The organism is Streptomyces tailanensis (assembly GCF_008386495.1).
GTDB classification, from domain to species: Bacteria; Actinomycetota; Actinomycetes; order Streptomycetales; family Streptomycetaceae; genus Streptomyces; species Streptomyces tailanensis.
This window is the reverse complement of the sequence record NZ_VTHJ01000008.1, coordinates 1-23,842: the sequence shown is the minus strand read 5'-3', so window position 1 is coordinate 23,842 and position 23,842 is coordinate 1. Positions and strand designations below refer to the sequence as shown.

Below are 23,842 nucleotides of genomic sequence, written 5' to 3'. Positions count from 1 at the left end.
TTCACAGAACGTGGTCGAGCCATGTGAAGACCTCGTCCTGCATGCGGTCGACGAAGACATGGCCGAGGTCGGGCCAGGTCCTGAGGGTCAACCGCTCCTCGGCATGACGTGAGCGCCAGACAGCGCGCAGCTTCTCGTACGCGACCCGGACGCCCTCGGTGGGAAAGAGGGAGTCCTGGCCGCCGTGGAAGAAGAGCATCGGCTTGGGGGCGCCGATGCTCGCCACGTCGGGGAAGTCGAGGTGCCGGGCGAGCCCGGGATGGAGCATGTAGTAGGAGGACTGGCCGCGCAGGATGTTGTTGCCGGGGACCATGACCTCCTTGAGGCCGGTCATCCAGCAGACGCTGGCCGCGGCCGCGATGGCGTCGCTGAGCGCGGCCGTCTGCCAGGCACGGAAGGCGCCCATGGAGAAGCCGAGGGCCGCGACCCGGTGCCGGTCGACCCGGTCGAGCCCAGCCAGGAAGTCCGCCGCGCGCACGTCCTCCCTGGCCATGAGCCCGGCGAGCGACGAGCCCAAGTTGTAGAGGTTGCTCGCGAGGGCCTGCTGCTGGTCGTAGGTGATCGGCCCCCGGTCGCCCCAGCCGAGCGCGTCCACGGCGAGGACGACGTAGCCGCGCCGGGCCAGTTCGTCGCCGACGAACCGCCCGCTGAAGTAGCGGTCGGCCCATCCTTGCGCGGAGGTCAGGCGGGTGTCGTCGTACCAGGGCCGGACCAGCTTCTCCTTTCCTATGTCGAACTTGGCGCCGTGGTCGTGCAGGAGGAGCACGGCCCGGAAGGGGCCGGGACCGTGCGGGGTGAGCAGGGCGGCCCGGACACGGCCGTAACGAGTGAGGGAGAAGGTGACCAACTCGCGGGTGAAGCCGTCGCCTTCGGCACGCCACTCGCCGAACTCCGGGTCGTACGGGGTGTCGTCCCGGGCGACGAACAGATGCTCCTCGACCGTTTCCCGCGCCACCCGCCGCCAGGTGCGGAAGTCGCGGATCGGGGAGGTGCCCCAGGCGAGCGGGAAGCGGAGCTCGTCCTTGAGGGCCTGGTGGAAGCCGGGGAGCTCACAGGTGTCCATACGGCCTCCCAGTCCCGGCGTGCCGCAGGACGTACCGCTCGACCGCCGACGGGGAGGTGAGGGGCCGGTAGTCGTAGACGTCGGCCGGGTGCCAGCCGACGTCGGTACTGAGGCCGAGGCCGGTCGCCACCTCGTTCAGGTGGGCGGGGCGGCCGTTGAACCAGGAGCCGGTGTCGCGGAAGTGCGCGCCGCCGTAGTGCGCGACGGCGAGGGACGGGGAGCCCTCCCGGTAGCGGAACACGTTGCGCTCGGAGAAGATCGAGGACTCCACGCCGACGCCGAGCGCGTAGAGGGTGCCGTCCGCCCTCCCTTGGTACACGTTGTTGACGACGTGCACCTGCCCGAAGCGGACGCGCGGGGCACGCTGCCGGATGTCGGTGAAGAGGTTGCGGACGAAGGTCACCTTGAGGTGGCCGCGGTCGCGGTCGCCGCGCCCGTCCCCCGACCCGATGAGGATCGCCTTGTCGTGGTCGGTGAAGCGGCTGTCGGAGACGGTGACGAAGTCGGAGCCGTCCTCGATGTCCAGCAGTCCGTCGTGCCGTTGGACCCGCTCGCCGTGGAAGCCGGGAGGCGCCTCGCGGTCCGGGAAGCGGCCGTCGGTGAAGGTGCAGTGGTCGATCCAGATGTTCCTGCCGGTGATCACGGTCAGCGCGTCGAAGCGGGCGTTCCAGCTGCCCTGGGTGCCGTCGCCCGGGGACCAGGTCGTGAAGTGGTCGACGGGCGCTTCGAGTTGGAGGTTGCGGACGATGATGTTCGTGCCGGTGTTGACGGTCAGGAAGACGCCGAGCAGCCGGGCGTCGTCGCCGGCCCCCACGAGGGTGGTGTTGCTCGGCACGGTCAGCTGGATCTGCGTCTTCTCCTTGCCCGACCCGCTCTGGCGCAGCTGACGCTGCTGCTTGCAGTGGTCGTGGCGGGTGTCGGACCAGACGGCGCCGTCCGCGCCGAAGCAGGACATGTACTTGCCGAGGTCGTAGCCGGGCGCGTAGTCCTGCTCGTCGAGCAGCGAACCGTCGTCCGCCTCATGGCCGTTGATGTCGCCGACGACGCGGATCACCTTGGGTGCGGTGGGGTCGCCGTCGTTGGCGAGGGCCGCCTTGAGCTCGGCGCGGGTGTGCACCGTGCGGGTGGTGCCGCCGGCGCCTCCGGTGGTGGCGGATCCCCAGCCGACGGGTTCGCGCTCGGCAGCGGAGGCGGCCGGGGTCGCCACGGACAGACAGACGAGCAGGGCCGCGACCGCCGCCCTACGCACGGGGGCGCCAGTCGCCGAGATACGCCTTCCTGGTGTGCAACTCGGCTTCACTGGGCGTCAGTTGAGGTCGGTTCTCAGGAACAGTGATCACCGCACCCGGGCCGGTGTTGCCGTACTCCCGAAACCGCATGGTCTGCCAGGGATAGGCCTCCCGCATGTTGGTGTACGGCGCCACCGCGTCGATGCCGTGCCCGATCCGGGTGTCCCGCACGACCAGGGACGGCCAGGCGGTCGTCTCGTACGACGGCACCCAGGGCCGGGCCAGCTTGTACGCGGCGTCCTCCGCGCCGGAGGTGATGCGGCAGCGGACGGCGAGGATGCCGTAGGGGTTGGCGCGGGCCGTGGACGGGGCGAAGACCATGCCCTTGGGAGTGAAGTCGACGTCCCGTCGCAGCGTGCGGAAGTGGCAGTCCTCGAACACGGCCGTCGCCCGGCCGAAGACGAAGTCGACGTCACCCTCGATGTAGCAGCGGTGGAAGTACTGCCGGTCGAAGGCGTCCAGCGCGCTCGTGTCGGTGAAGAGGGTGTCCTGGTGGGCGAGGAGCCGGACGTTCTCGAAGTGGGACCGGTCCCCCGTCACATAGGCGGCGACGGCCTGGGTGCCGGTGATGTCGGGATGCTCGGCGCGCAGCCAGTCGTTGGCGAGGGTCAGGTCGCGGACCGTCAGCCCGGGAGCCGCCGAGGTGAAGGTGGCGGAGCCCGCGGTGCCGTAGGTGCCCGAACCGTCTGGTTTCTGGGTGCCGTTGGCGTTGTCGTAGACGATGACGGCGGCCCGCGGGTCGCGACTGGCCCCGTGTATCGTCAGCTCGGCCTTGTCCTGCGGGACTTTGACGACCTCGCGATACGTCCCCGGGTGCACGACGATCGTCCAGCCGGGCCCGGCCACCGTGTCCACTGCCGCCTGGACGGAGTCGCCGGGCCGGACGTGCAGGACGCGGCGGCGGGCGTCGGCGAAGGCGGGGGTGGTACCGGCGGCCACCAGGCCGCCGGCGATTCCGGCGAGCAGTGTGCGCCGGCGCATCTCAGCACTCCTTCCACGGCATCCAGTCGCCGAGGTAGCCCTCGCGGGTGTGCGCCGCGGCCTCCTCGTCCGTCAGCTGGGGCCGGTTCTCGGGGACGGTGATCTCGGCGCCGGGGCCGGTGTTGCGGTACTCGGCAAAGCGCTGGTCCTGCCAGGGGTGGGCGTCGCGCATGTTGGCGTAGGGCGCGACCGCGTCGATGCCGGGGCCGAGCCAGGTCTCCCGGACGGTGAGCATGGGGCGGGTGGTGGTGCTGGAGCTGGGCACCCAGGGGCGGGCCACCTTGTAGTAGGCGTCGGGCGCCTCGCTCGTCACGCGGCTGTGCAGGACCAGGTAGCCGTGCGGGTTGGCGCTCTCCGTCGAGGGCGCGAAGACGAAGCCGTACGGGGCCGAGGAGCGGTCCGTGCGGTTCAGCGTGCGGAAGTGGCAGTGCTCGTAGACGGCCGTGGCCCGGCCGAAGACGAAGTCGACGTCGCCCTCGACGTAGCAGTGGGAGAAGTACTGGCGGGCGAAGAGGGTGGAGGAGTTGGAGTCGGCGTACAGGGTGTCCTGGTGGCCGAGGAAGCGGCAGTGGTGGAAGGCCGAGCGGTCGCCCATCACCTTGATGGCGACGGCCTGGGTGCCGCTGATCCCGGGGTGCTCCTCGCGCAGGAAGTCGTTGGCGAAGGTGATCCGGTGAGCGGTGAAGCCGTCCCCCCGGACGGTGGTGGTGGCCGAGCCGGTGGTGCCGTAGGTGCCGGAGCCGTCCGGCTTCGGGGTGCCGGCCGCGTTGTCGTAGACGATGACGACGTCGCGCGGGCCGTCGCCGGCGCCGAGCCAGGTCATCTCCGTGCGCGTGCGGTCGACGGAGACCGTCTCCCGGTAGGTGCCCGGCGCGATGACGAGAGTCCAGTCGCTGCCGGTCGCGGCGGTCACGGCGGCCTGGACGGAGGTGAAGTCGCCCTGGCCGGACGGGTCGACGTACAGGGTCTGCGCGTTCAGGCGCGCGGACGGGGAGCCGTAGCGGCCGAACGGGAGGGCAGGCGCGGCGGCTTGCGCGGGGGCCGGGGCGAGGCCGACAACGGCGCCGGCACCGGCGGTCGCGAGCAGGAAGCCTCTTCTGGACAGGGCAAGTCGGGGGCGGCGGGGCGCGGCCATGATGGTGCTCCTTCGCAGTGCGGGTCGTGCTGGGGGCGTCGGGGTTCTTCCTCGCCGTGGGGGGTGGGGGCCGGGGCGGCGACGTACGCCCCGGCCCGACGGGTACGTCAGTACAGCCGGTCGGCGCCCGCGAGGGCGTCGACGATCCACGGCACCGCCTGTGGCGAATGGACCTTCGTCCGCAGGGTCGGCGTCCATCCGGCGCCCGACTGCAGGGTCTCCTCGGGGATCTCGGCGTTGTGGACGGCGATCAGATCGGTCAGCTTGCCGTTGACGTAGTTGTTCTCTGCGGTGAGCGGCGCTTCCTTCCACTTCTTCAGCGTCCGGGCCGCGCTGACGCCGGGCGGCAGGGAGAACGCGTTGTCGGTGGCGTACAGCCGCGACTCGATGCCGATGCCGAAGACATAGCCGAACTTCTGGTCCTCGGTCACCACGAAGTGGTTGTTGTACGAGTCGACCTGCCCGAACCGCACGCGCGGCGCACGCTCGACGATGCCCTCGAAGCGGTTGTGGTGCAGGGTGACCTTGAGCTTGCCGGCGTCGGTCGCGGCGGCGCTGTCGCTGTTGCCGATCAGCATGGTCTTGTCGTGGTTCTTGAACGAGTTCCAGGACACGGTCACGTGGTTGGCGGCGCGCACGATGTCGACCAAGCCGTCGTGCTGCTGGTAGATCTTGCCGAGGTACGACGGCAGGGAGCTGTCGGGGTAGCGCCCGTCGGTGAAGGTGTTGTGGTCGAGCCACACATGGGTGGAGCCGTAGACGACGACACCGTCGTACTCGGAGTTCCAGGCGCCGGTCTTGTTGTCGTCGGTCGGGTCCCACTGCGGGAAGCAGTCGATCGGGGCCTCGACGGTGAGGTTACGGAGGATGACGTTGTCCACGCCCTTGATCTGCAGGCTGCCGCCGAGGATCCCGGAGCCCTTCCCGACACCGACGATGGTGGTGTTGGAGGGGACGTTCACCCTGATGGCCCTGCCCTGGTTGTCGGCGGACGCGTCGCGCAGGTCCTCCTGCTCGCCGCTGACCGGGGTGTCGTGGCCCCAGACGGCGGGGTCGTAGTCGGCGAGGTACTGCTGGAAGTCGTAACCCTCGACCGCGAAGGCGTCGCAGCCCCGGGAGACGGCGTCGATCACGCCCTTGACCCTGACGATCTTGGGCGCGTCGCCGCCATCCTTCAGAGCGGTCTTGAACTCCTCCCAGGTGGTGACGGTGTAGACGTGCGCGGAGTCGGCGGCCGAACCGCCGGTCGTCCCCGTACCCTCCGAGGCCCAGCCGTCGCCCGCGGCGAGGACCTCACGACCGAGATCACGGCCGTGTGCCTGAGCACTCGCCCCGGTGACGCCGAGGACGAGCGCGGTGCAGCCGATGAGCACGGCCATTCTTCCTATGGCATGTGCATGCCATACATGTGCGTTCACTGTGCGGCTCTCTCTTCTGCTCTTGGGGGACTCGGTTACGCGGCGGATTCGGGCCAGGTGATCCAGGACTCCGGGATCTCCTCGTCGAGCCGGTGCAGGTCCTGCGGGCCGAGCACACGCGTGCGCAGCAGCTCCTGTGCCCCGAGACGCGCCACGGCGATCGCGCCCGGCGGGTTGAAGTGCGTGTTGTCCTGCTCGGTGGCGGTCCAGTTGAAGTACTTCTTCGTCTCCTCGACGCCGAGCTGCTGCCACAGCGCGAGGGACAGGGCCTGGAGGTCGAGCAGCGGCACGCCCTCCTGCTCGGCGAGCGCGCGCATCGCCGCCGGATACTCGCCGTGGCTCGGCCTGGCGTTGCCGGCCGAGTCGAACCTCCGACGCTCGACAGACGTCGCCAGCACCGGCCGCGCGCCACGGGAGCGGGCGCCGTCGATGTAGAGGCGCAGGTAGTCCTGGTATGTCGACCACGGCTCGGTGTAGCGAGCGGGGTCGGTGGCCTTCGAGTCGTTGTGGCCGAACTGGATGAGGAGGAAGTCGCCCGGCCGGATCTCGTTCAGGATGACATCGAGCCGGCCTTCATCGACAAAGCTCTTCGAACTGCGCCCGTTCACCGCGTGGTTGGAAACGGGACGGTCCTTGTGCAGGAAGAAGGGGAGAGCCATACCCCACCCGGTCTCGGGTGCGGCGGCGGCGTACTTCTGGGCGGCGGTGGAGTCACCGGCGATGAAGAGGGTGCGGGGGCGGTGACCCGATCCGGCGTGAGCCGTACCGGTGGCCGCGAGAGCGAGCGGAGCGGCGGCCATGGCGGCCAGGGTGATCTGTCTACGGGTGAGCGACACGGGGGGAGTGCCTTTCTGGAGATGTTGTGGTGCCTTTCAAACGTGGGGGGTGGCAGCGCGCCCCTCAGGGGCGCGGGGCTGTGCTCAAGATGCGGCTCCGCCACGTGGGCGCGACCGGCCACGAACAACCCGCAGCCGGCCGCGCACAGGTGCGGCCGAGCTCTTAGCCGTTACGCGAATTCCACTCGGTCTGAGCCTCGTTGAGCTGCTCGGCCATCGTGTCCAGGAAGTCCTTGGCACTCATGTCCCCGTTGAGCACCTTCTGGAAGTTCGGCTCGTTGTCGGCCTTGGAGATGGAGTTCCAGTCGGGCAGGTAGTACGGCAGCTGCACGATCGTGGTCGACCCGTCGTTCAGCGCCTCCGCCGCCAGCTTGGTCGGCTCGGCCTTGGAGATCCAGGCGTCCTCAGCGGCCTCCGTGTGGGACGGGATGGCACCGGCCGACTCGTTCCACTTGGAGTTCGACTCGTGCGAGACGGCGAACTCGATGAACTTCCAGGCGGCCTCCTTGTTCTTGGAGCTCTTGAACACGCCCAGGCCGTCGACCGGGTTGGAGATCTGGACCCGCTTGCCGCCCTGGCCCGTGGGCTGCGGGATACCGCGGAACTTCTCGACCCCGAGCGCCTTGACGTGGTCCTGGTAGGAGCCGAGGTTGTGGTTCAGCATCCCGATCGTGCCGGAGTCCCACTGCGCGACCATCTTGGTGAAGTCGTTGTTGAGGTCGGCGGCCGGCGTGACCTTCTTGTAGAGGGCCGCGTACTTCTCCAGCGCCTCGACGTTCTTCGGGTCGTTGACGGTCGTCTTCTCACCGCTGGAGTCCCAGAAGGACGTGATGCCGGACTGTCCGTACATCGCGTCCAGCGCCTGGGCGATGGAGCCGGCGCCACCACGGATGGTGTAACCGAACTCGTTCTTCTTGGCGTTGGTGAGCTTCTCGGCCGCCTCGTAGAACTTGTCCCAGGTGGTGGGCTCGTCCAGACCCGCCTTGTCGAACAGGTCGGTGCGGTAGTACAGGACACCGTTGTTCGCGGAGGTCGGAACCGAGTACAGCTTGTCGTCACCGCCGCCGGCGGCCTTCATCGACGTCAGCATGTCCTCGTTGAGCTTGCCGTTCAGCGATGACTTGGCGAACCGGTCGTCCAGCGGCTCCAGCGCGTTCTGCGCGGCGAACCCGGCGAGCATCGCCGCGCCGACGCCGCCGACGTCCGGCAGGCCGCCGCCCTGGATGGCGGTGTCCACCTTGGACTGGTAGTCGGTGGACGGGATCCCGACGTACTCGACCTTGATGTCCGGGTTCGCCTTCTTGAAGTCGGCGATGATCTCCTTCCAGATGTCGGTGCGGACACCGCCGTTGTTGTCCCAGAAGACGATCTCTCCCTTGCCGCTGCCCTCGTCGCCCGTGTCGCCGCTCGTGCCGCTGTCACCACAGGCGGTGGCGGTCAGGGCGAGCACGGCGCTCAGGGCGACGGCGGCCGACATGCGGCGCCCGCCTGTGCTGCTCCTGCGATTGTTGATCTTCATGGTCGGCTCTCTTCTTCTGGATCAAACAGAGATGTGAAGTTGTGGGGGTCAGTGACGGGCGTACGGCATCCAGCCGTCAGTGCCCTTGAGGTAGTCGGCGACGGTGTGGCTTCGGGCGTCCTCGTCGCTCATTTGCGGCCGGTCCGCGGTGACAGCAGCTCCCGGTCCGTAGTTCTGGTACTCGGTGAACCGCGCGTCCTTCCACGAGAACCCGCTCATGTCGGTCCAGGGGGAGGACTTGATCGCCGCCGGCAGTTCGGTCTCCCGGATCAGCACCTGCGCGACGGCCTCCGGTTCACCGCCCGGGTGCCAGGGCCGCCCGAGGTGGAAGCTCCCGTCGGGCGCGTCACTGACGATCTCCGACCGCGTGATCAGGAAGCCGTACGGATTCCCCGTCCAGGTCGAGGCGGCGGTGATCCAGCCGTTGTTGGTGGTTGAGCCGCGGTTGAGCGCCCGGATCACGGAGCGCTCGATGACGGTGGTCGCGCGTCCGTAGATGAAGTCGACATCGCCCTCGATGTACGAGTCGCGGATGTAGACCCGGCTGACGGTGTTCAGCCTGGGGCTGTTGGTCATCAGGGTGTCCTGGTTGCCCAGGAAGGCGGTGTTCTCGAAAACGATCCGGTCACCGTTCGTCTTCATCGCCAGCGCCTGCTCGCCCCTGAGCTCGTGCGCGGCCTCGTCGAAGTCGTTGCTGAAGGTGAGGTTGCGCGCGGTGACGTCGTTGGCGTCGATCCGCACGGTGGCGCTTCCGGTGGAACCGCCGTACTCGGCAGGCGTGTCGTAGACGATGACGGTGTCGGACCGATCTTGTCCAGTCCCCTGCAGCACGATGTTCGGCTTGTTCGAGGGGATGTGCACCTTCGCCCGGTACGTGCCCGGCGCGACCGCGATCGTCACCGTGCTCGCGTTCCCGCTCGGCACGGCGTCCACGGCGGCCTGCACGGTCGGGTAGTCGCCCGGGACGTGCAGCGTCACGGAGTCACCGATCCGTGTCTGCGGCCCGGAGAACTGCGTCACCAGCGCCGGGACGGCGGCGGCCGGGTCCAGCCGGTACCCGTAGAACTCCCGCGGATCGAAGGCGTCACCCCATTCGTCGTGCCGCCCGGTGGTGTTCCTCAGGATCGACCCGCGCTCGACCAACTCGGCCGTCGCGTCCGCCTGGTAGGGGTGCTGGACGCCGTCGTAATAGCTGTTCTCCAGGACCATCTTGGTCCGGCCGCGCGCCCAGCTGCCGTACGTCCACACCGGGTCGCCGTCGCGCACCTGCTCCGTGAAGTAGTTGTTGTACAGGTGCGCGTAGGCGCAGTTGTCGGCGGAGGGATTGCGCTGTTTCGTGCCGGTGAACCAGTTGTGGTCAATGGTGATCTGTGTCTTGGCGTTGGTGGTCCAGCCGATCCCGAACGCCTTGTTGTGGTTCGTGAACTGGTTGTAGGAGACGGTGACGTACTGGCTGTCCTTGCGGATGTCGAGCAGCCCGTCACCCATGTGCGTGAAGCGGTTGTGATCGATCCAGACGTGGTCGACGGTGTCCATCTGAATCGCGTCGAAGTCGGTGGTCTTGCCGTCCCAGTCGCCTTCGACGTAGGAGTCGCGGATCGTCAGGTTGCGGATGATGACGTTGCTCGTGCCGGGGTTGAGATGCAGCTCGCCGTGGACGATCTCGCCGGTGTCGCCGACGCCGACGATGGTCTTGTCCGACCCGACGACGATGTTCGAGCCGAAGGGTTCGACGTCGATGGACCCCGACACCCGGATGATGTATGGCTCTTCCGCCGCCGCGTACTTCACGAGCGAGGCCTGGTCGGTGACCGTGACGACCTTGCCTCCCGCCCCGCCGGTGGTGCCGCCGGCGACGGAGGCGAAACCGTGGGGCCGGTCGGTCCAGCGGGCGGCCGACGTTGTGGTGTCCGAGGCGGCAGGGGCGGCTTTCGCCTCCCCGATCGCCCCGAGGCCCAGGGCTGCCACCAGGCCCATGACGGTGGCCAGGGTTCTGCCGGCTCCCGGCAAGCGCTTGCTTTGGAGGTGCGTCATTGCGGCTCCTAAACAGCTGTACAAGGGGGGTGAGTTACAAGGCGTTGATCCTGAACTGCGTGAACGTCCCCGCGCCGGCGTGTCCCTGACCGGCGGGAGCGAGACCGAACAACCCCAGTAAGGCGCCGACCCAGCGCCACGGGGTGGCGGCGAAGACGGGACCCGACGACCGCGGGCCGTCACCGACGTCGTAGAAGAACCGGCACCGCGCCCCGGCCCCGATCTCGATCCGCAGCCGTACCCACCCCTCGGGCGCGAGCCTCGGATGATCGGCGTCCCGCTCCTGCTCCGCGACCGCCTCCGCGAACCGGTGCACGACATGCACCGCCCCGTCCGCGCCCCGCTGGAGCCCGATCCAGCTGAAGGCGTCCCCGAGCACCGCGAGCCCGGCCCGCGCCCCCGGCTCGTCACTGTCGAGTCGCAGCTCGACCTCGACCGCGCACGGTGTGCCCGGCAGCCGCTGGGTGAGGACGTTCGGCAGTCTGCGCAGGTCGTGCGCGTCGGCCGAGCGGACGCAGGTCAGCCGCAGGCCGTCCCCGGAGTGCTGGGTGGCCCAGCCGTCCTGCGGGTTGGCCGTCCACTGCCACTGGCGGCCGAACCGTCCGCCGGGGAAGTCGTCGTCGGTGGCGGGCGCGGCGGCCGGCTGTGGCGGCAGGTCGGGTCTGGCGTGTACGGCGACGGGGGCGCCGTCGTCCCCGAGCACCGGCCAGCCGTCGGAGCCCCAGCGCATCGGCTGGAGGTGGACGACCCTGCCGTACGCGCCCCGCTGCTGGAAGTGCAGGAACCAGTCCTCACCGGACGGGGTGCGCACCCAGCCGCCCTGGTGCGGGCCGTTGACGTCGGTGTCCTGCTGTTCGAGGACGATCTTCTCCTCGTACGGCCCGAAGAACTCGCGCGAGCGGAAGGCGCCCTGCCAGCCGGTCTCCACGCTCCCGGCGGGCGCGAGGATCCAGAACCAGCCGTCGTGCCGGTAGAGCTTGGGGCCTTCGAGCGTGAACCATCCCGGGATCCGGTCGCCGTCGACGATCAGCTTGCCCTCGTCGAGGAGTCCGGTGCCGTCGGGGTGCATTCGGTGGCCGGTGAGGCGGTTCTTGACCCCGGAGCGGGACTTGGCCCAGGCGTGCACGAGGTAGGCCTCGCCGGTCTCGTCGTCCCAGAGGGGGCAGGGGTCGATCAGGCCCTTGCCCTCCTTCACCAGGTGCGGCTTGGTCCAAGGGCCGCGGATCTCGGGGGCGTTGACCTGGAAGATGCCCTGGTCGGGGTCGCCCCAGAAGATCCAGAAACGGTCGTCGTGATGCCTGAGGGAGGGTGCCCAGACGCCGCAGTCGTGCCGGGGCGCGGCGAACTCCTCCGCTGGTTCCAGGCGTTCGACGGCGTGGCCGACCAGGGTCCAGTTGACCAGATCCCGGGAGTGCAGCAGGGGAAGCCCGGGGGCGCGGCCAAAGCTGGAGGCGGTCAGGTAGAAGTCGTCGCCGACGCGGACGACGTCCGGGTCGGACCAGTCGGCGTCGAGGATCGGGTTGGTGTAGGTCCCGGTGGTCATGGGCTCACCGCCTTGCGGACCAGGGCGCCCGCCGCGTCGCGGTCGAGGCGGCCGTCGGCGACGACGGTGACGACACGTCGTACGACGGTGTCGCCCGGCTCGATCGGCACCCGCTCGCCGTGGGCGAGGGACGAGCCGACGCCCGGGTACTCGGCGGTGCGTACGAACCACGGGTCCCGGCGGGTCCGGTCCGTCGCCCCGGCGAAGACCAGCGTCCAGCCGGTGCCGACGAGGGCCAGCCAGTCGGCGCGGTTGCCGTGGACGGCTTCCTCGCCCTCGGTGTCCGGTGTGAAGACGTCCGGCTCCGAGTCCTCCTTCCGGGCCCGCCAGAAGAAGCCGCCGTAGGCGGCGCCGGGGCGTCCGTTGGTGGCGGGGCTGCCGATCGACAGCGGGTCGGACGTGACGTTGGTCAGCGAGAAGGTGAAGTCCAACGCCCACGCCGTGTCGGTGAGTTCGGTGGTCGCGACCGTACGGCGTTCGCGCAGCAGCTCGGCTCCCGAGGCGACCCAGCGCAGTTCCTCCACGAAGCCGTCGGGGTCGCGCAGCTGGAAGCCGGTGTGCCGCTGGACGCCGTGGTTGTCCAGCTCGGTCGGGCCCTGGTCGCGGACGAAGGTGCGTCCGCCCCAGAAGTTGTGCCCCTCGACGTCGGGAACGGCGACACCGACGCCGAGGTGGTGTGTGTGGTCGGCGGGGCTGAGCTCGGTGACCGCCGTACCGGCCAGGGTGGTGACGGGGTGCAGGTACGGGCGTGGGGAGAGCCGGGCCGGCAGTTCGGGCCGGGTGACGTACCGGCCGACGGGGCGGCCCGCGACGCGCAGCACCGCGGTGTCGTGGGGGGTCATCAGGTGCTCACCTCTTTCGTTCTCGCCGGGAGAGCCCAGGGGGCGCCCAGCTCGGAGTAGAGGGCGAGGGTGTCGGCGGCGGCCGCGACCAGGCCGTCGATGCCGGGGACGACCCGGCGCTGCTCGTCGGGGAGCAGCTGCCAGGCCTGCTCGGGCAGCGGGGCCGGGTCGGGGGCCAGCCGGATGGCCTCGACGACCTTCATGAAGGCGCCGGTCGTGTCCGGGGGGACCAGCAGGTCGGTGCCGTCGGTGAGGTGGTCGACCAGGTTCTCGAGCAGGTCGGTGCGGCCGTGCTCGAACTCCTCGGGGCCATGGTCCGCGCGCTGGAGCAGGACGCGGTCCTGCTTGTACCAGAAGGTGATCCGCCCGCGTTCGCCGTGGACGACGACGTACGGGTCGTCGGGGTCCTCGGCGCAGAGCGTCGCGGCGACGACGACCGGGCGGCCCTGCGCGGTGGTGACGCGGACGCAGGAGGTGTCGTCGGACTCGATGTCGTTGGCGTGCAGCAGCTCGGTCTCGATGGCGGTGACGTCCTCGGCGCGCACGGTGTCGCCCAGGGCGAGGGCGGTGGCGACGGCGTGCGCGAGCGGGTTGGTCAGCGCCCCGTCGATCACGTCGACGCCGTTCAGGCGCCGCTTGCCCGACCAGGGCGCCCGCCGGTAGTAGGCCTCGGCCCGCGCCCAGGCACCGGCCCCGCCGATCCCGACCACCTCGCCGATGACACCCTCGGCCATCAGCGTCCGGATCGCCGGCACGGCGTGCGAGCCCAGCGACTGGAAGCCGATCTGGCAGACGACCCCGGCCTCGGCGACCCCGTCGGCCATGCGCCGGAACTCGGCGTACGAGGGAGCCGGCGGCTTCTCCAGCAGGATGTGCACGCCACGCCGCGCGGCCGTCAGGGCCAGGTCGGTGTGGGTCGGGATCGGCGTGCAGATCACCGCGATCCGGGCGCCGGTCGAGTCGAGGAGGGCGCCGAAGTCGGCGGACTGCTCAGGGGTGCCCAGGCATTCCGGGAGCTCCGCTTTCGTCAGGGGGGTCAGCTCGCAGATGCCCGCCAGGCGGACGATCCCCTTGTCCTGGAGCCTGCGGATGTTGTCCAGGTGCCAGCGGCCGTGGCCGCGCGCGCCCGCCAGGACGATGGGTACGGCAGTGCTCATGGGATCCTCCCTGCGCCCGCGCCGCGTGCCACCTCTCGGTCGGCCGCTTTGGCGCTGTCGATCTTTCCGTGCAGGGTAGGTGTCCAGCCGACGTCGGCCGTGAGATCACGTTCGCTGCCGGAGTTGTAGGCGTTGTAGATCGCGAGCAAGTCGACCGGGAAGCCGTTGAAGAGGGTTCCGGTCTGGTGGAAGGTGGTGCCGTTCCAGCTCTTGACCAGGTCGGCGACCTCGATGTGGCCGGGGGTGTGGAAGGCGTTGTTCTCGGCGTAGACACCGGACTCGGTGGAGACGCCGATGGAGTAGCGGTAGTCGTGGGTGTCGGCCGGGACGACGTACCGGTTGTTGTAGAGGTGCACCTGTCCGAAGCGGACGCGGGGCGCGCGCTGGACGACGGACTCGAACTCGTTGTGGTGCAGGGTGACCCGGAGCCGGCCGCGATCGCCCGTCGCCGTGTCGCCGTTGCCGATGAGCATCGCCTTGTCGTGGTCGGCGAACCGGCTCCAGGAGACGGTGATCAGGTCGGAGGCGTTGGTGATGTCCAGCAGGCCGTCGTGGCGGAGGTAGTTGCGGGCGAAGTAGGTGGGTTCCTTCTCGTCCGGGTGGCCCTTGTCGCTGACGGTCACATGGTCGATCCACACATGGGTGGCGCCGCGCAGCCAGATGTTGTCGTACGCCGTCTTCCAGTCGCCGAGGCCGCCGGTGTTGGGCTGCCAGACGGGGAAGCAGTCGTAGGCGTCGCGAAGTTCGAGGTTGCGGACGATGACGTTGTTCGCGCCCTTGAGCTGGAGGCTGGCGCCCTTGAGGACGGCTGTGTTCTTGGAGTCACTGATTCCGACGATGGTGGTGTTGGAGCCGACGGTCAGCTGGACGCGCTCGGCCTGCCTGGCCGCCGACGCCTTGCGGGCCTCCTCCTGCGGGCCGCTGGGCTTGGCGGTTCCCCAGGTGCGGGGGTCGTACGCGGCCAGGTACTTCTTGAGGCTGTATCCATCGGTCGCGTAGTCGGCGCAGGTGAGGCGGTCGCCGTCGTCGTCGGTGTTGGCGTCGATCGTCCCGGCGATCTTGATGATCTTCGGGGTCTCGCTGCCGCCGTCGAGAGCGCGGACGAGTCCGGCGCGGTCGGTGACCGTGTACACGTGCGCGTCGTCGGCCGCCGCACCGCCGGTGGTACCGCCGTCGGCCGCCGCCCAGCCGTCGTTCGCGGGCAGGGTGTCGCGGCCGATGTCGCTGAGCGGGTCGGGCGAAGTCCGCTGCGGTCCGGCAGCGTCCTGAAGGGGCGCGGGGCTGTGTCGATATGCGGCTCCGTCGCGATGGGGGTCTCCCCGCTCGAGCGAAGCCGAGAGCGGAGCGACCAGCCACGACGGTGTCGCAGACGATGGACGGCCCATCACGGCACTCCCAGCAGAGAGCTTGGCGTCGTCGGCGTGTGCGGGGACGCCGAGCAGTCCCAGCAGGGCGGTGGCGGCGATGATGTGGCGGAGTCTCATCCCTTCACCGCCCCCGCGCTGAAGCCGGTGATCAGCCACTTCTGGATGAAGGCGAACACGATCACCACGGGTACGGCCGCGACGATGCCGCCGGCGGCGAGCGCGCCGAGGTCGACGCTGTCGGCGCCCATCAGGGTGTTGAGGCCGACCGGGATGGTCTGCTTCTCCTGGTTGTTGAGGAACATCAGGGCGAACAGGAAGTGGTTCCATGAGTGCACGAAGGCGAAGGAGCCGACAGCGATCAGACCGGGCCGCAGCAGCGGCAGGACGACGATCCGGAACGCCTTCATCCGGCCACAGCCGTCGACCCAGGCGGCCTCCTCCAGTGAATACGGCACGTTCTTGATGAAGTTGCTGATCAGGATGATCGACAGCGGCAGTTGGAACACCGTCTCGGCGAGGATGACACTGCCGAGGGAGTTGATCATCCGCAGTTCGGCGAAGATCTGGAACAGCGGGACGAGCAGCAGCGCGCCCGGGACGAACTGGGAGCACAGCAGCGCCAGCATGAACCCGCGTTTGACCTTGAAGTCGAAGCGGGCGAGGGCGTAGCCGCCGGCCAGCGCGACGATCGTGGTCATCACCAGGGTGACGACACCGACCAGGACGCTGTTCTGGAAGTAGATGCCGAAGGAACGCTCGTTCCACACCTTCTCGAAGTGCTCGAAGGTGATCGGCCACGGCACGAGCGAGGTCGAGCCGGGCTTGCGGAGCGCGAAGAGGAGGATCCAGTAGAAGGGGACGAGGGTGAAGACCAGGTAGATCCCCAGCGGCAGATAGATCTGCCAGCGCGGCACCTCGTCCCAGGCGCGGCGGACCTTGCGGGGCCGCTGAGGGGGCTCCTCTGCCGCGGGCGCGGACGTCACCGGTACGGTCCTCTCGGCGTCCTTGGTGATCACTTGGACTCGCCTCCGAACTTGCTCAGCCGCAGATAGACCATCGAGCAGAAGAGCAGGATCACGAACGCGACCGTGGTGAGGGCGGACGCGTAACCGAAGTTGTGGGCGTCGACGGAGGTGTTGGCGATGTACAGCGGGAGGGTCGTGGTCACTCCGGCCGGTCCGCCACCCGTCAACGTGTAGAGCAGGTCGACGTTGTTGAACTCCCACACCGCGCGCAGCAGCGTGGAGAGGATGATCGCGTCCTTCAGATGCGGCAGCGTGATGTGGATGAACTGCTGGACGCGGCTGGCCCCGTCGACCTCGGCGGCCTCGTACAGGTCCTTCGAGATGGACTGGAGGTCGGCGAGGATGAGGATCGCGAAGAAGGGGACGCCGCGCCACAGGTCGGCGACGATCGCCGCCGAGAAGACGGTGGAGGTGTCGGAGAGCCAGCTGGTGCCGTACTCGCCGATGCCCATGTCCGCGAGGTAACGGGTGATGCCCGTCTGGGAGTTGTAGAGGAGCACCCAGATCGCGGAGGTCAGTACGCCGGAGACGGCCCAGGGCGAGAAGACCAGCGCGCGGCCGATCGCCCGCCCCACGAAGGTCTGGTTGACGATCAGCGCGAGGGCGAGACCGAACAGCAGCTGGAGTCCGACCTCGACGACCACCCACTTGGCGCTGAAGATCAGCGTGTCCCAGAACAGCGGGTCCTCGGTGAAGGCGTGGACGAAGTTGTCGAAGCCGGCGAAGCCGTTCCGCCAGGGCTTGGTGGGGTTGTAGTTCTGCAGGCTGTAGTAGAAGACGCTGATGACCGGGTAGGCGATGAAGCCCAGCATGAGCAGGACGGCCGGGGCGATCAGCAGGTAGGGCAGCCTGCGCGGGGTCGCGGAGGCACGGCGCGCACGGCTCCGCCGGGGTGGCGCGGGGGGTTTCGCCACGGCTGCGGCTTGGGCCATGACTGGGGCTCCGTTTCTGGGTACGTCGTGGTACGTCGTGGTGCTCGTGGTGCGTCGTGGTGCAGGAAGCGCTTTCTCGATGTGCAGAGGGGGGTGGTTCGCGGTACGGGGTGCGTCTTGCGGTCTGGTGGCGAGTGCGGGTGCGTGGAGGCTTGTCGCGCAGTTCCCCGCGCCCCTTAAAAGCCTGCGGTTGCTCGGTGCTGTTCAGCCCGCGTACGGGTCCGGTACTTTGCCCGGTCTGGCCAGGAACTCGAAGTCGCAGCCGGTGTTCGCCTGGGTGATCTGATCGTTGTAGAGGGCGCCGTAGCCGCGCTCGTAGCGGGTGGGTGGTGGGGTCCAGTCCGCCCTGCGGCGTTCCAACTCCTCGTCGTCCACGTTGAGTTGGAGCATTCGTGCCTCGACGTCGAGGGTGATCGAGTCGCCGGTGCGGACCAGGGCGAGGGGCCCGCCGATGTACGACTCCGGCGCCACGTGCAGCGCGCAGGCGCCGTAACTCGTCCCGCTCATCCGGGCGTCGGAGATCCGCACCATGTCCCGTACGCCCTGCTTCAGCAGATGGTCGGGGATGGGCAGCATCCCGTACTCGGGCATGCCCGGGCCGCCCTTGGGCCCGGAGTTGCGCAGCACGAGCACGCTGTCGGCGGTGATGTTGAGGGACGGGTCGTTGATGGTGCGCTGCATCGTCTTGTAGTCGTCGAAGACGACCGCCGGGCCGGTGTGCTTGAGCAGGTGCGGCTCGGCGGAGATGTGCTTGATGACCGCGCCGTCCGGGCAGAGGTTGCCGCGCAGCACGGCGACCCCGCCCTCGCCCGCGACCGGGTTGTCTCGGGTGCGGATCACATCGTCGTTGTGGACGAGCACGCCGTCGAGCTGCTCGCGCATCGTGTCGTACGAGACCGTCGGCCGGTCCAGGTGCAGCAGGTCGGTGATCCTGGACAGGAACCCGGGGAGGCCGCCCGCGAAGTGGAAGTCCTCCATCAGGTACGTCTGTCCGCCGGGCCGGACGTTGGCCAGCACCGGGACCGTACGGGCGATGCGGTCGAAGTCGTCGAGGGTGAGCTTGACGCCCGCCCGGCCGGCCATGGCGATCAGGTGGATGACCGCGTTGGTCGAGCCGCCCAGTCCGAGGACGGTGGTGACCGCGTCCTCGAAGGCCTCGGCGGTCAGGATGTCGCTCAACTTCCGGTCTTTGTGGACCAGTTCGACGATCCGGAGTCCGGCTGCGGCTGCCATGCGGTCGTGCCCGGAGTCGACGGCCGGGATGCTCGACGCGCCCGGGACGGTGACCCCGAGTGCCTCGGCGGCGGCGGTGAGCGTGGACGCCGTACCCATCGTCATGCAGTGACCGGGCGAGCGGGCGAGTCCGGACTCCAGCTCGGTCATCTCGCAATCGCCGATGAGCCCGGCGCGCTTGTCGTCCCAGTACTTCCACATGTCGGTGCCGGAGCCGAGGACCTCGCCTCGCCAGTGCCCCGGCAGCATGGGCCCGGCCGGCACGAACACGGCCGGCAGGTCGACACTCGCGGCTCCCATGAGCAGCGCGGGCGTGGATTTGTCGCAGCCGCCCATCAGCACGGCCCCGTCGACCGGGTATGAGCGCAGCAGTTCCTCGGTCTCCATCGCGAGCATGTTGCGGTAGAGCATCGGGGTCGGCTTCTGGAAGGTCTCGGAGAGGGTCGAGACCGGGAACTCCAGCGGGAAGCCACCGGCCTGCCACACACCCCGCTTGACCGCCTGCGCGCGGTCACGGAGATGCACATGACAGGGGTTGATGTCGGACCAGGTGTTGAGGATCGCGATAACCGGCTTGCCGAGGTGCTCCTCGGGGAGGTAACCGAGCTGGCGGGTACGGGCGCGGTGGCTGAAGGAGCGCAAACCCGATGAGACGCCGCTGCCGTACCACTGGTGGCTTCTGAGTTCTTCCGGCTTCTTCATATCGACCACCCGGCGGCTATCGCGGCGACCTCGGCGCGCTCGTCCTCGGGCAGCTCCTTGCTGGGCGCCCGGACGTCGCGGCGGCAGAGGCCGAGGGAGGCGAGGGCCTCCTTGACGACGGTGACGTTGTTGGCGGAGCCGTTGGCGGCCCGCAGCTCCTCGAAGCGGCGGATCTGCTCCCAGACCTTCATGGCGGCCGGGAAGTCACCCGATCGAAGCGCCTCGATCATGTTCAGCGAAACGGCCGGGGAGACGTTCACCAGGCCGGAGGTGAACCCGGTGGCGCCCGCGGAGAAGTAGGAGGGGGCGTACGGCTCGGCGAGTCCTGTGACCCAGACGAATCTCTCCAGCCCGGCGTCGCGGGCGAAGGCGGCGAAGCGGGCGGCGTCCGGGACGGCGTACTTCACCCCGATCACGTTCGGGCAGGCGTCGGCGAGTTCGGCGAGGCGGGCGCCGGTGAGCTGCGCGTTGCGGATGTACGGAACGACGCCCAGCTCGGGCACGGCCTCGGCGATGGCCCGGTGGTAGTCGACCCAGCCCCCCTGCGCGACGTACGGATGGACGGGCTGATGGACCATCACCATCTGGGCGCCTGCCTCGCGGGCATGCTCGGCGGAGGCGATCGCGGTCGGTACGTCGTGGCCGACACCGACCAGGATCACGGCCCGGTCGCCGACCTCGTCCATGGTCAGCTCGGTGACCAGGCGCCGCTCTTCGGGGGTGAGGGCGTAGAACTCGCCCGTGTTGCCGTTCGGGGTGAGGGTCGTGATGCCTCCGTCGAGCAGCCGACGCAGCAGGGCCCGGTGGGCGCCCTGGTCGACGGTGCCGTCCTCGGCGAACGGAGTCACCGGGATGGCCACCACGTCGGCCAGAGCCGCCCGTTGGGTCTCGAACGTCACGCTGCTCATTGATGACCTTCCTCTTCGAGGATGCGAGTACTGGACTGTGGGGGCTTGCAGGGTGGCGGTGCTCGGCCGGGTCTACTCGTCCTCGCGGGCCTCGGGAAAGGCGCGCTCGACGAACGAGGCGATGTGGGCGTGGAGGGCGGCGGCCGCGCCGTCGGCGTCGCCGTCGAGAGCCAGCCGCAGGATCTCCCGGTGCTCGCCGGCCTCCCGCTCCCAGGAGGGGGAGGCGGCCCAGGCGACCGCCGAGACGAGGGCCGCCTGGTCGCGCACCTCGTCGAGCATCCGGCCGAGCAGCGGATTGCCGCAGGGCACGTACAGGGCGCGGTGGAACTCCCGGTTGGCCAGCGAGCGTTCGGCGGTGTCCGTGGCCGCGTCGGCCCTGGCCAGCGCGTCGCTCGCCGCGTCCCAGGAGGTGCCGCGCCGCACCGAGCGCCGCAGGGCCTCCGGCTCCAGGAGGAGCCGTACGTCGTAGACCTCGCGTGCCATGTCCGCGTCCACCATGCGCACCGTGACGCCCTTGTACTGGCTCATCACGACGAGCCCCGTCCCGGCCAGCGTCTTGAGCGCCTCGCGCACGGGCGTCTTGGACACCCCGAACTGCGCGGCCAGCTCGGTCTCCACCAGGGCCTGACCCGGTGTCAACTGTCCGGTGAGGATGCGGTGTTTGATCCCCTCCAGCACGAACTGCGTGCGGGACGGGATCGGCATGGGCACAGAGGTCATGCGCGGCCTCTCGGATCTCCGTGGACCGGATCCCGGGGGATCTGATCTCACGTATCGCGTCTCATATATGACGTACGAAGTACGACGCGTTGAAGGTAAGAGGGGCCCCGCGTTTCGTCAATGCTTCCGACAAAAGAAGATGTGGTTGCCGTCAGATGATCTTGGTGTCACGCGATCTTGGCGTCACACGATTTTGGTGTCGCCCTCAAGGGCGCACTCGGTGGGCCCGCCGAAGGCCACGGCGGCGCGCGCGGTGGCCGCCAGCGGGGTGAGGGTGGGGCTGACGTGTGTGACGAGGAGCCGGCTCGCGCCCTTCGCATACGAGCCGGCGTCCTCGGGGGTGAGATGCACGCGGGGTTCGCCATCGCGATGCGTATCGACGTCCGCCTCGCACAAGAACAGGTCGGCGCCGCTCGCGAGTCGGGTGAGCGCGTCGCACGGTCCACTGTCCCCGGAGTACGCGAAGACGCGCCCCTGGCACTCGGCGCGCAGCGCGTACGCCTCGACGTCGTGGACGACCGTGTGTGCGGTGAGGGTGAGGTTCCAGTGCCGCGCCGAATGGCCGTCGTACAGGGTCCGGAAGTCGAAGACGCCGCTCAGGAACTCCGTGTCCGGCCGCCCGAAGAACCCCGCGAGCCGCCGCGCGCAGCCGGCCGGGGCATACACGGGAAGCGGCGCGGGCAGGGTGAGCCCGCCGTACGCGAAGCCGTACATCGCGGCCGCCAGGTCGGCGCTGTGGTCGGCGTGCAGATGGGAGATCCAGATCGCGGTGAGCCGTGTGGGATCCGTGTGCCGCTGCAACTCGGCGAACGTCCCGAACCCCGCGTCCACCCATATCTCGGCCCCGCCCCCGCGCAGCAGATACCCGGAGGCGGGCCGGCCGGGCTGCGGATACGGAGAGGCGGTGCCGAGGACGGTGAGGCTCAGGGGCATGTGGGGAGCGTACGGAGGCGGGCGTGGCCGCGCGCTCCCTTTGAGCGTTCTTAGGCCTGAGCGTTCTTACGGCTTCCAGCCCGGGTCGCGTCCGCTCAGCCCGATCACGCGGTCGAGGAGGGGCGCGTCGTCCGGCACGGTCACGACGGGGCCGAAGATCTCGCCGCGGGAGGGATCGTCGACCGCCGCGGCGAGGAAACCGTGGGTGGCGTCCAGGGCCGCCGGGTCGGGTTCGTACGTCTGGCCGGTGGCACGGGCGAGGTCCCAGCCGTGCACGACGAGTTCGTCGACGGCCACGGCACCGGCGACGGCACCCGGCAGGTCCACCCCGCCCGCCCGGGTCTCCCCGGTCCAGGCGGCCGGGTCACGCCAGGCCTCGGCGAGCTCGTCGAGCACCTTGGGCAGGGTCTCGCGCCAGCCGGGTTCGATGTCCGGCAGGGCGGTGGTCGGGCTGGTGTCCGTCGTGGGGCCCAGATCCTTGCGGCCCGCGTCACGGAAGGCGATGGCGAGGCCGAGCAGATGCCCGAGCAGGTGGCGCACCGCGTACTCCGGGCACGGGGTCGGCCCGGAGAGCTGCTCGTCGCTCACACCGCGCACGAGCCGGGCGATGATCCGCGCCTGGGATCCGAGGTCGAGGGTCGTCGTGCCGCTGTCGGTCATCTCTGCTCCTTCACGGGCCTGCCAGGGGCGCGGAATTCCGCTCCTGTTCTCCTGTAGACCGACGGCGCACCGGAAACTCATCGCTCACCACGCGCCCATCCCACCGAGCGACGGGTTCTAAGGCATCCGCCCGATCCGCCCGGCGAAGCCTTGGCCCCACGCTGACCAGCCATGACACGAACGACGTGGACGGCACGAACTATGTGGACGACTTGGCCGATGACGCGTGTGCTTCGGGACCGCGACGCCGGGTTATACCTGGCCGGAGTGGTGGTCTCGGGCTTCGGTTCCTCGGCGATGTGGCTGGTGGCGGGCGTCTGGGTCAAGGACCTCACCGGCTCGGACGCGCTGGCGGCCCTGTGCGGGTTCACCCTGTGGGCCCCGATGGCCGCCGGCCCCTCCTGGGCACCCTCGCGGACCACGCCCCCCGCCACCCCTCCTCATCACCACCAACCTGGGCCTGGCCGCCCTCCTCCTCACCCTCTGCACGGTGGCCGCACCGGCCGACCTGTGGCTCCTCTACCTGGTCCTCCTGGCGTACGGAGCCGCAGGCGTCGTCCACGATGCCGCCGAGTCGGCCCTCGTCGCCACGACGGTCGACAAGACCCTCCTGGCCGACTTCAACGGCCTGCGGATGACGGCCAACGAGGGCATGAAACTCGTTGCAGCGCTGGCCGGGGCGGGCCTCTACGCCGCGTACGGCGGCGCGACGGTGGCACTCCTGGACGCGATCACGTTCGCGGTGGCGGCGGGGCTGTACGGGTTGCTGCGGGCCCACGAGGCTAAGCCGACTCACACCAGAAAACCCCGCGCCCACACCACGGAAGGCGCCCGCTACCTCTTGACACACCCACGCCTGCGCCCCCTCCTCCTGGCCGGCGGCACGACCGTGCTGCTCTCCGGCAGCAACGGCGCGCTGATCTACACGGTGGCGGAATCCCTGGGCCACTCCCCGCGTACACGGGCCTCCTCTACGCGGCACAGGGCGTGGGCTCGACCGCCATCGGCCTGACCACGGGCACCCTCCTACGCCGCCTCGGCGAACTCCCCTTCGCGGCCTACGGCACAGCCATGACAGGAGCCGCAGTCGCACTCCGCTCGATCCCCGACGACACGATCGCCCTCGCGTGCAGCACCGCGATCGGCCTCGGCCTCCCCTGTGCCCTGACCGCCACGCTCACCCTCCTCCAACACGAAACCCCACCCGCCCTACTGGGCCGCGCGACCGCCACCGCCCACACCCTCCTCTTCGCCCCGACCGCGCTGGGAATGGCGATCGGCGCGGAAGTGGTGGACCTGGTGGATCTCCGGGCCCCTGTTGGTGGGATTGGGCTCGGCCTTCGTACTGTCCGGGGCGTGGCTGCTGGCGACCGGCGAGAGAGAGGGGGCGATGTACGCGGAGTGCTGCCGTAAGCGTTCCAACAGTTCGGCCGGAGGCGTAACGGGATACGCCGTTGCGAGGTCATCAAAGGCGCGCTCTAGGGCGCGTATCTGGTTTCGATCAATCTGGCGGATCCGGCCCGCGCGGTGTGGCGGATCCGGTAG

General features: G+C 69.5%; 19 protein-coding genes and 1 pseudogene. 1 reads left to right on the top strand and 19 read right to left on the bottom strand.

Annotation, left to right across the window (positions count from 1 at the left end):
* Position 1: 1 nt before the first annotated feature.
* From F3T56_RS08725 to F3T56_RS08635, 19 genes are all read right to left on the bottom strand, one after another.
* A complete protein-coding gene (locus tag F3T56_RS08725) occupies positions 2-1,063 on the bottom strand; it encodes a dienelactone hydrolase family protein (RefSeq protein WP_149824133.1) in 1,062 nt (353 codons plus the stop codon).
* The gene (locus tag F3T56_RS08720; protein ID WP_172638859.1) at positions 1,050-2,312 is read right to left on the bottom strand and encodes a pectate lyase family protein; all 1,263 of its coding nucleotides are present in this window, start codon (positions 2,310-2,312) and stop codon (positions 1,050-1,052) included. The genes F3T56_RS08725 and F3T56_RS08720 overlap by 14 nt, the downstream gene beginning before the upstream one ends.
* On the bottom strand, positions 2,305-3,333 hold the full coding sequence (locus tag F3T56_RS08715) for a pectinesterase family protein (RefSeq protein ID WP_149824132.1): 1,029 nt from the start codon (positions 3,331-3,333) through the stop codon (positions 2,305-2,307). The genes F3T56_RS08720 and F3T56_RS08715 overlap by 8 nt, the downstream gene beginning before the upstream one ends.
* A 1-nt stretch (position 3,334) precedes the next feature.
* The gene (locus tag F3T56_RS08710) at positions 3,335-4,468 is read right to left on the bottom strand and encodes a pectinesterase family protein (protein WP_149824131.1); all 1,134 of its coding nucleotides are present in this window, start codon (positions 4,466-4,468) and stop codon (positions 3,335-3,337) included.
* Between the two features lie 107 nt (positions 4,469-4,575).
* Entirely contained in the window at positions 4,576-5,847 is a 1,272-nt protein-coding gene (locus F3T56_RS08705; RefSeq protein WP_425473552.1) for a pectate lyase family protein, read from the bottom strand.
* Positions 5,848-5,921: 74 nt separating this feature from the next.
* Positions 5,922-6,722 (bottom strand): rhamnogalacturonan acetylesterase, encoded by an 801-nt coding sequence (locus F3T56_RS08700; protein WP_149824129.1) that lies wholly within the window; start codon positions 6,720-6,722, stop codon positions 5,922-5,924.
* 163 nt (positions 6,723-6,885) lie between these two features.
* Positions 6,886-8,241, bottom strand: a complete 1,356-nt coding sequence (locus F3T56_RS08695) for an ABC transporter substrate-binding protein (protein ID WP_149824128.1) — start codon at positions 8,239-8,241, stop codon at positions 6,886-6,888.
* Between the two features lie 48 nt (positions 8,242-8,289).
* Positions 8,290-10,275, bottom strand: a complete 1,986-nt coding sequence (locus F3T56_RS08690) for a pectinesterase family protein (RefSeq protein ID WP_149824127.1) — start codon at positions 10,273-10,275, stop codon at positions 8,290-8,292.
* A 34-nt stretch (positions 10,276-10,309) separates the two neighbouring features.
* On the bottom strand, positions 10,310-11,818 hold the full coding sequence (locus F3T56_RS08685; RefSeq protein ID WP_149824126.1) for a glycoside hydrolase family 43 protein: 1,509 nt from the start codon (positions 11,816-11,818) through the stop codon (positions 10,310-10,312).
* Complete coding sequence (locus F3T56_RS08680) at positions 11,815-12,660, bottom strand: DUF6807 domain-containing protein (RefSeq protein WP_149824125.1); 846 nt, start codon at positions 12,658-12,660, stop codon at positions 11,815-11,817. Before F3T56_RS08680 ends, F3T56_RS08685 begins: the two co-directional genes overlap by 4 nt.
* Positions 12,660-13,817, bottom strand: a complete 1,158-nt coding sequence (locus F3T56_RS08675) for a Gfo/Idh/MocA family protein (RefSeq protein WP_149824124.1) — start codon at positions 13,815-13,817, stop codon at positions 12,660-12,662. The genes F3T56_RS08680 and F3T56_RS08675 overlap by 1 nt, the downstream gene beginning before the upstream one ends.
* Complete coding sequence (locus tag F3T56_RS08670) at positions 13,814-15,301, bottom strand: pectate lyase family protein (protein ID WP_246203498.1); 1,488 nt, start codon at positions 15,299-15,301, stop codon at positions 13,814-13,816. The genes F3T56_RS08675 and F3T56_RS08670 overlap by 4 nt, the downstream gene beginning before the upstream one ends.
* Positions 15,298-16,200 carry a carbohydrate ABC transporter permease gene (locus tag F3T56_RS08665; protein ID WP_149824123.1) on the bottom strand — a complete coding sequence of 301 codons (903 nt, stop codon included), beginning with the start codon at positions 16,198-16,200 and terminating at the stop codon, positions 15,298-15,300. Before F3T56_RS08665 ends, F3T56_RS08670 begins: the two co-directional genes overlap by 4 nt.
* The gene (locus F3T56_RS08660; RefSeq protein WP_149824122.1) at positions 16,197-17,141 is read right to left on the bottom strand and encodes a carbohydrate ABC transporter permease; all 945 of its coding nucleotides are present in this window, start codon (positions 17,139-17,141) and stop codon (positions 16,197-16,199) included. Before F3T56_RS08660 ends, F3T56_RS08665 begins: the two co-directional genes overlap by 4 nt.
* A gap of 204 nt (positions 17,142-17,345) precedes the next feature.
* On the bottom strand, positions 17,346-19,076 hold the full coding sequence (araD, locus tag F3T56_RS08655; protein WP_149824121.1) for an L-arabinonate dehydratase: 1,731 nt from the start codon (positions 19,074-19,076) through the stop codon (positions 17,346-17,348).
* Positions 19,073-19,984 carry a dihydrodipicolinate synthase family protein gene (locus F3T56_RS08650; protein WP_149824120.1) on the bottom strand — a complete coding sequence of 304 codons (912 nt, stop codon included), beginning with the start codon at positions 19,982-19,984 and terminating at the stop codon, positions 19,073-19,075. The genes araD and F3T56_RS08650 overlap by 4 nt, the downstream gene beginning before the upstream one ends.
* A 72-nt stretch (positions 19,985-20,056) precedes the next feature.
* A complete protein-coding gene (locus tag F3T56_RS08645; RefSeq protein ID WP_149824119.1) occupies positions 20,057-20,704 on the bottom strand; it encodes a GntR family transcriptional regulator in 648 nt (215 codons plus the stop codon).
* Between the two features lie 183 nt (positions 20,705-20,887).
* Positions 20,888-21,637 carry an MBL fold metallo-hydrolase gene (locus F3T56_RS08640; RefSeq protein WP_149824118.1) on the bottom strand — a complete coding sequence of 250 codons (750 nt, stop codon included), beginning with the start codon at positions 21,635-21,637 and terminating at the stop codon, positions 20,888-20,890.
* Between the two features lie 66 nt (positions 21,638-21,703).
* Positions 21,704-22,297: a TIGR03086 family metal-binding protein gene (locus F3T56_RS08635; RefSeq protein WP_149824117.1), complete on the bottom strand. Its 594-nt coding sequence runs from the start codon at positions 22,295-22,297 to the stop codon at positions 21,704-21,706.
* Between the two features lie 201 nt (positions 22,298-22,498).
* Between F3T56_RS08635 and F3T56_RS08630 the strand changes: the two are divergent.
* Positions 22,499-23,710: pseudogene (locus F3T56_RS08630) on the top strand (MFS transporter).
* Positions 23,711-23,842 lie beyond the last annotated feature (132 nt).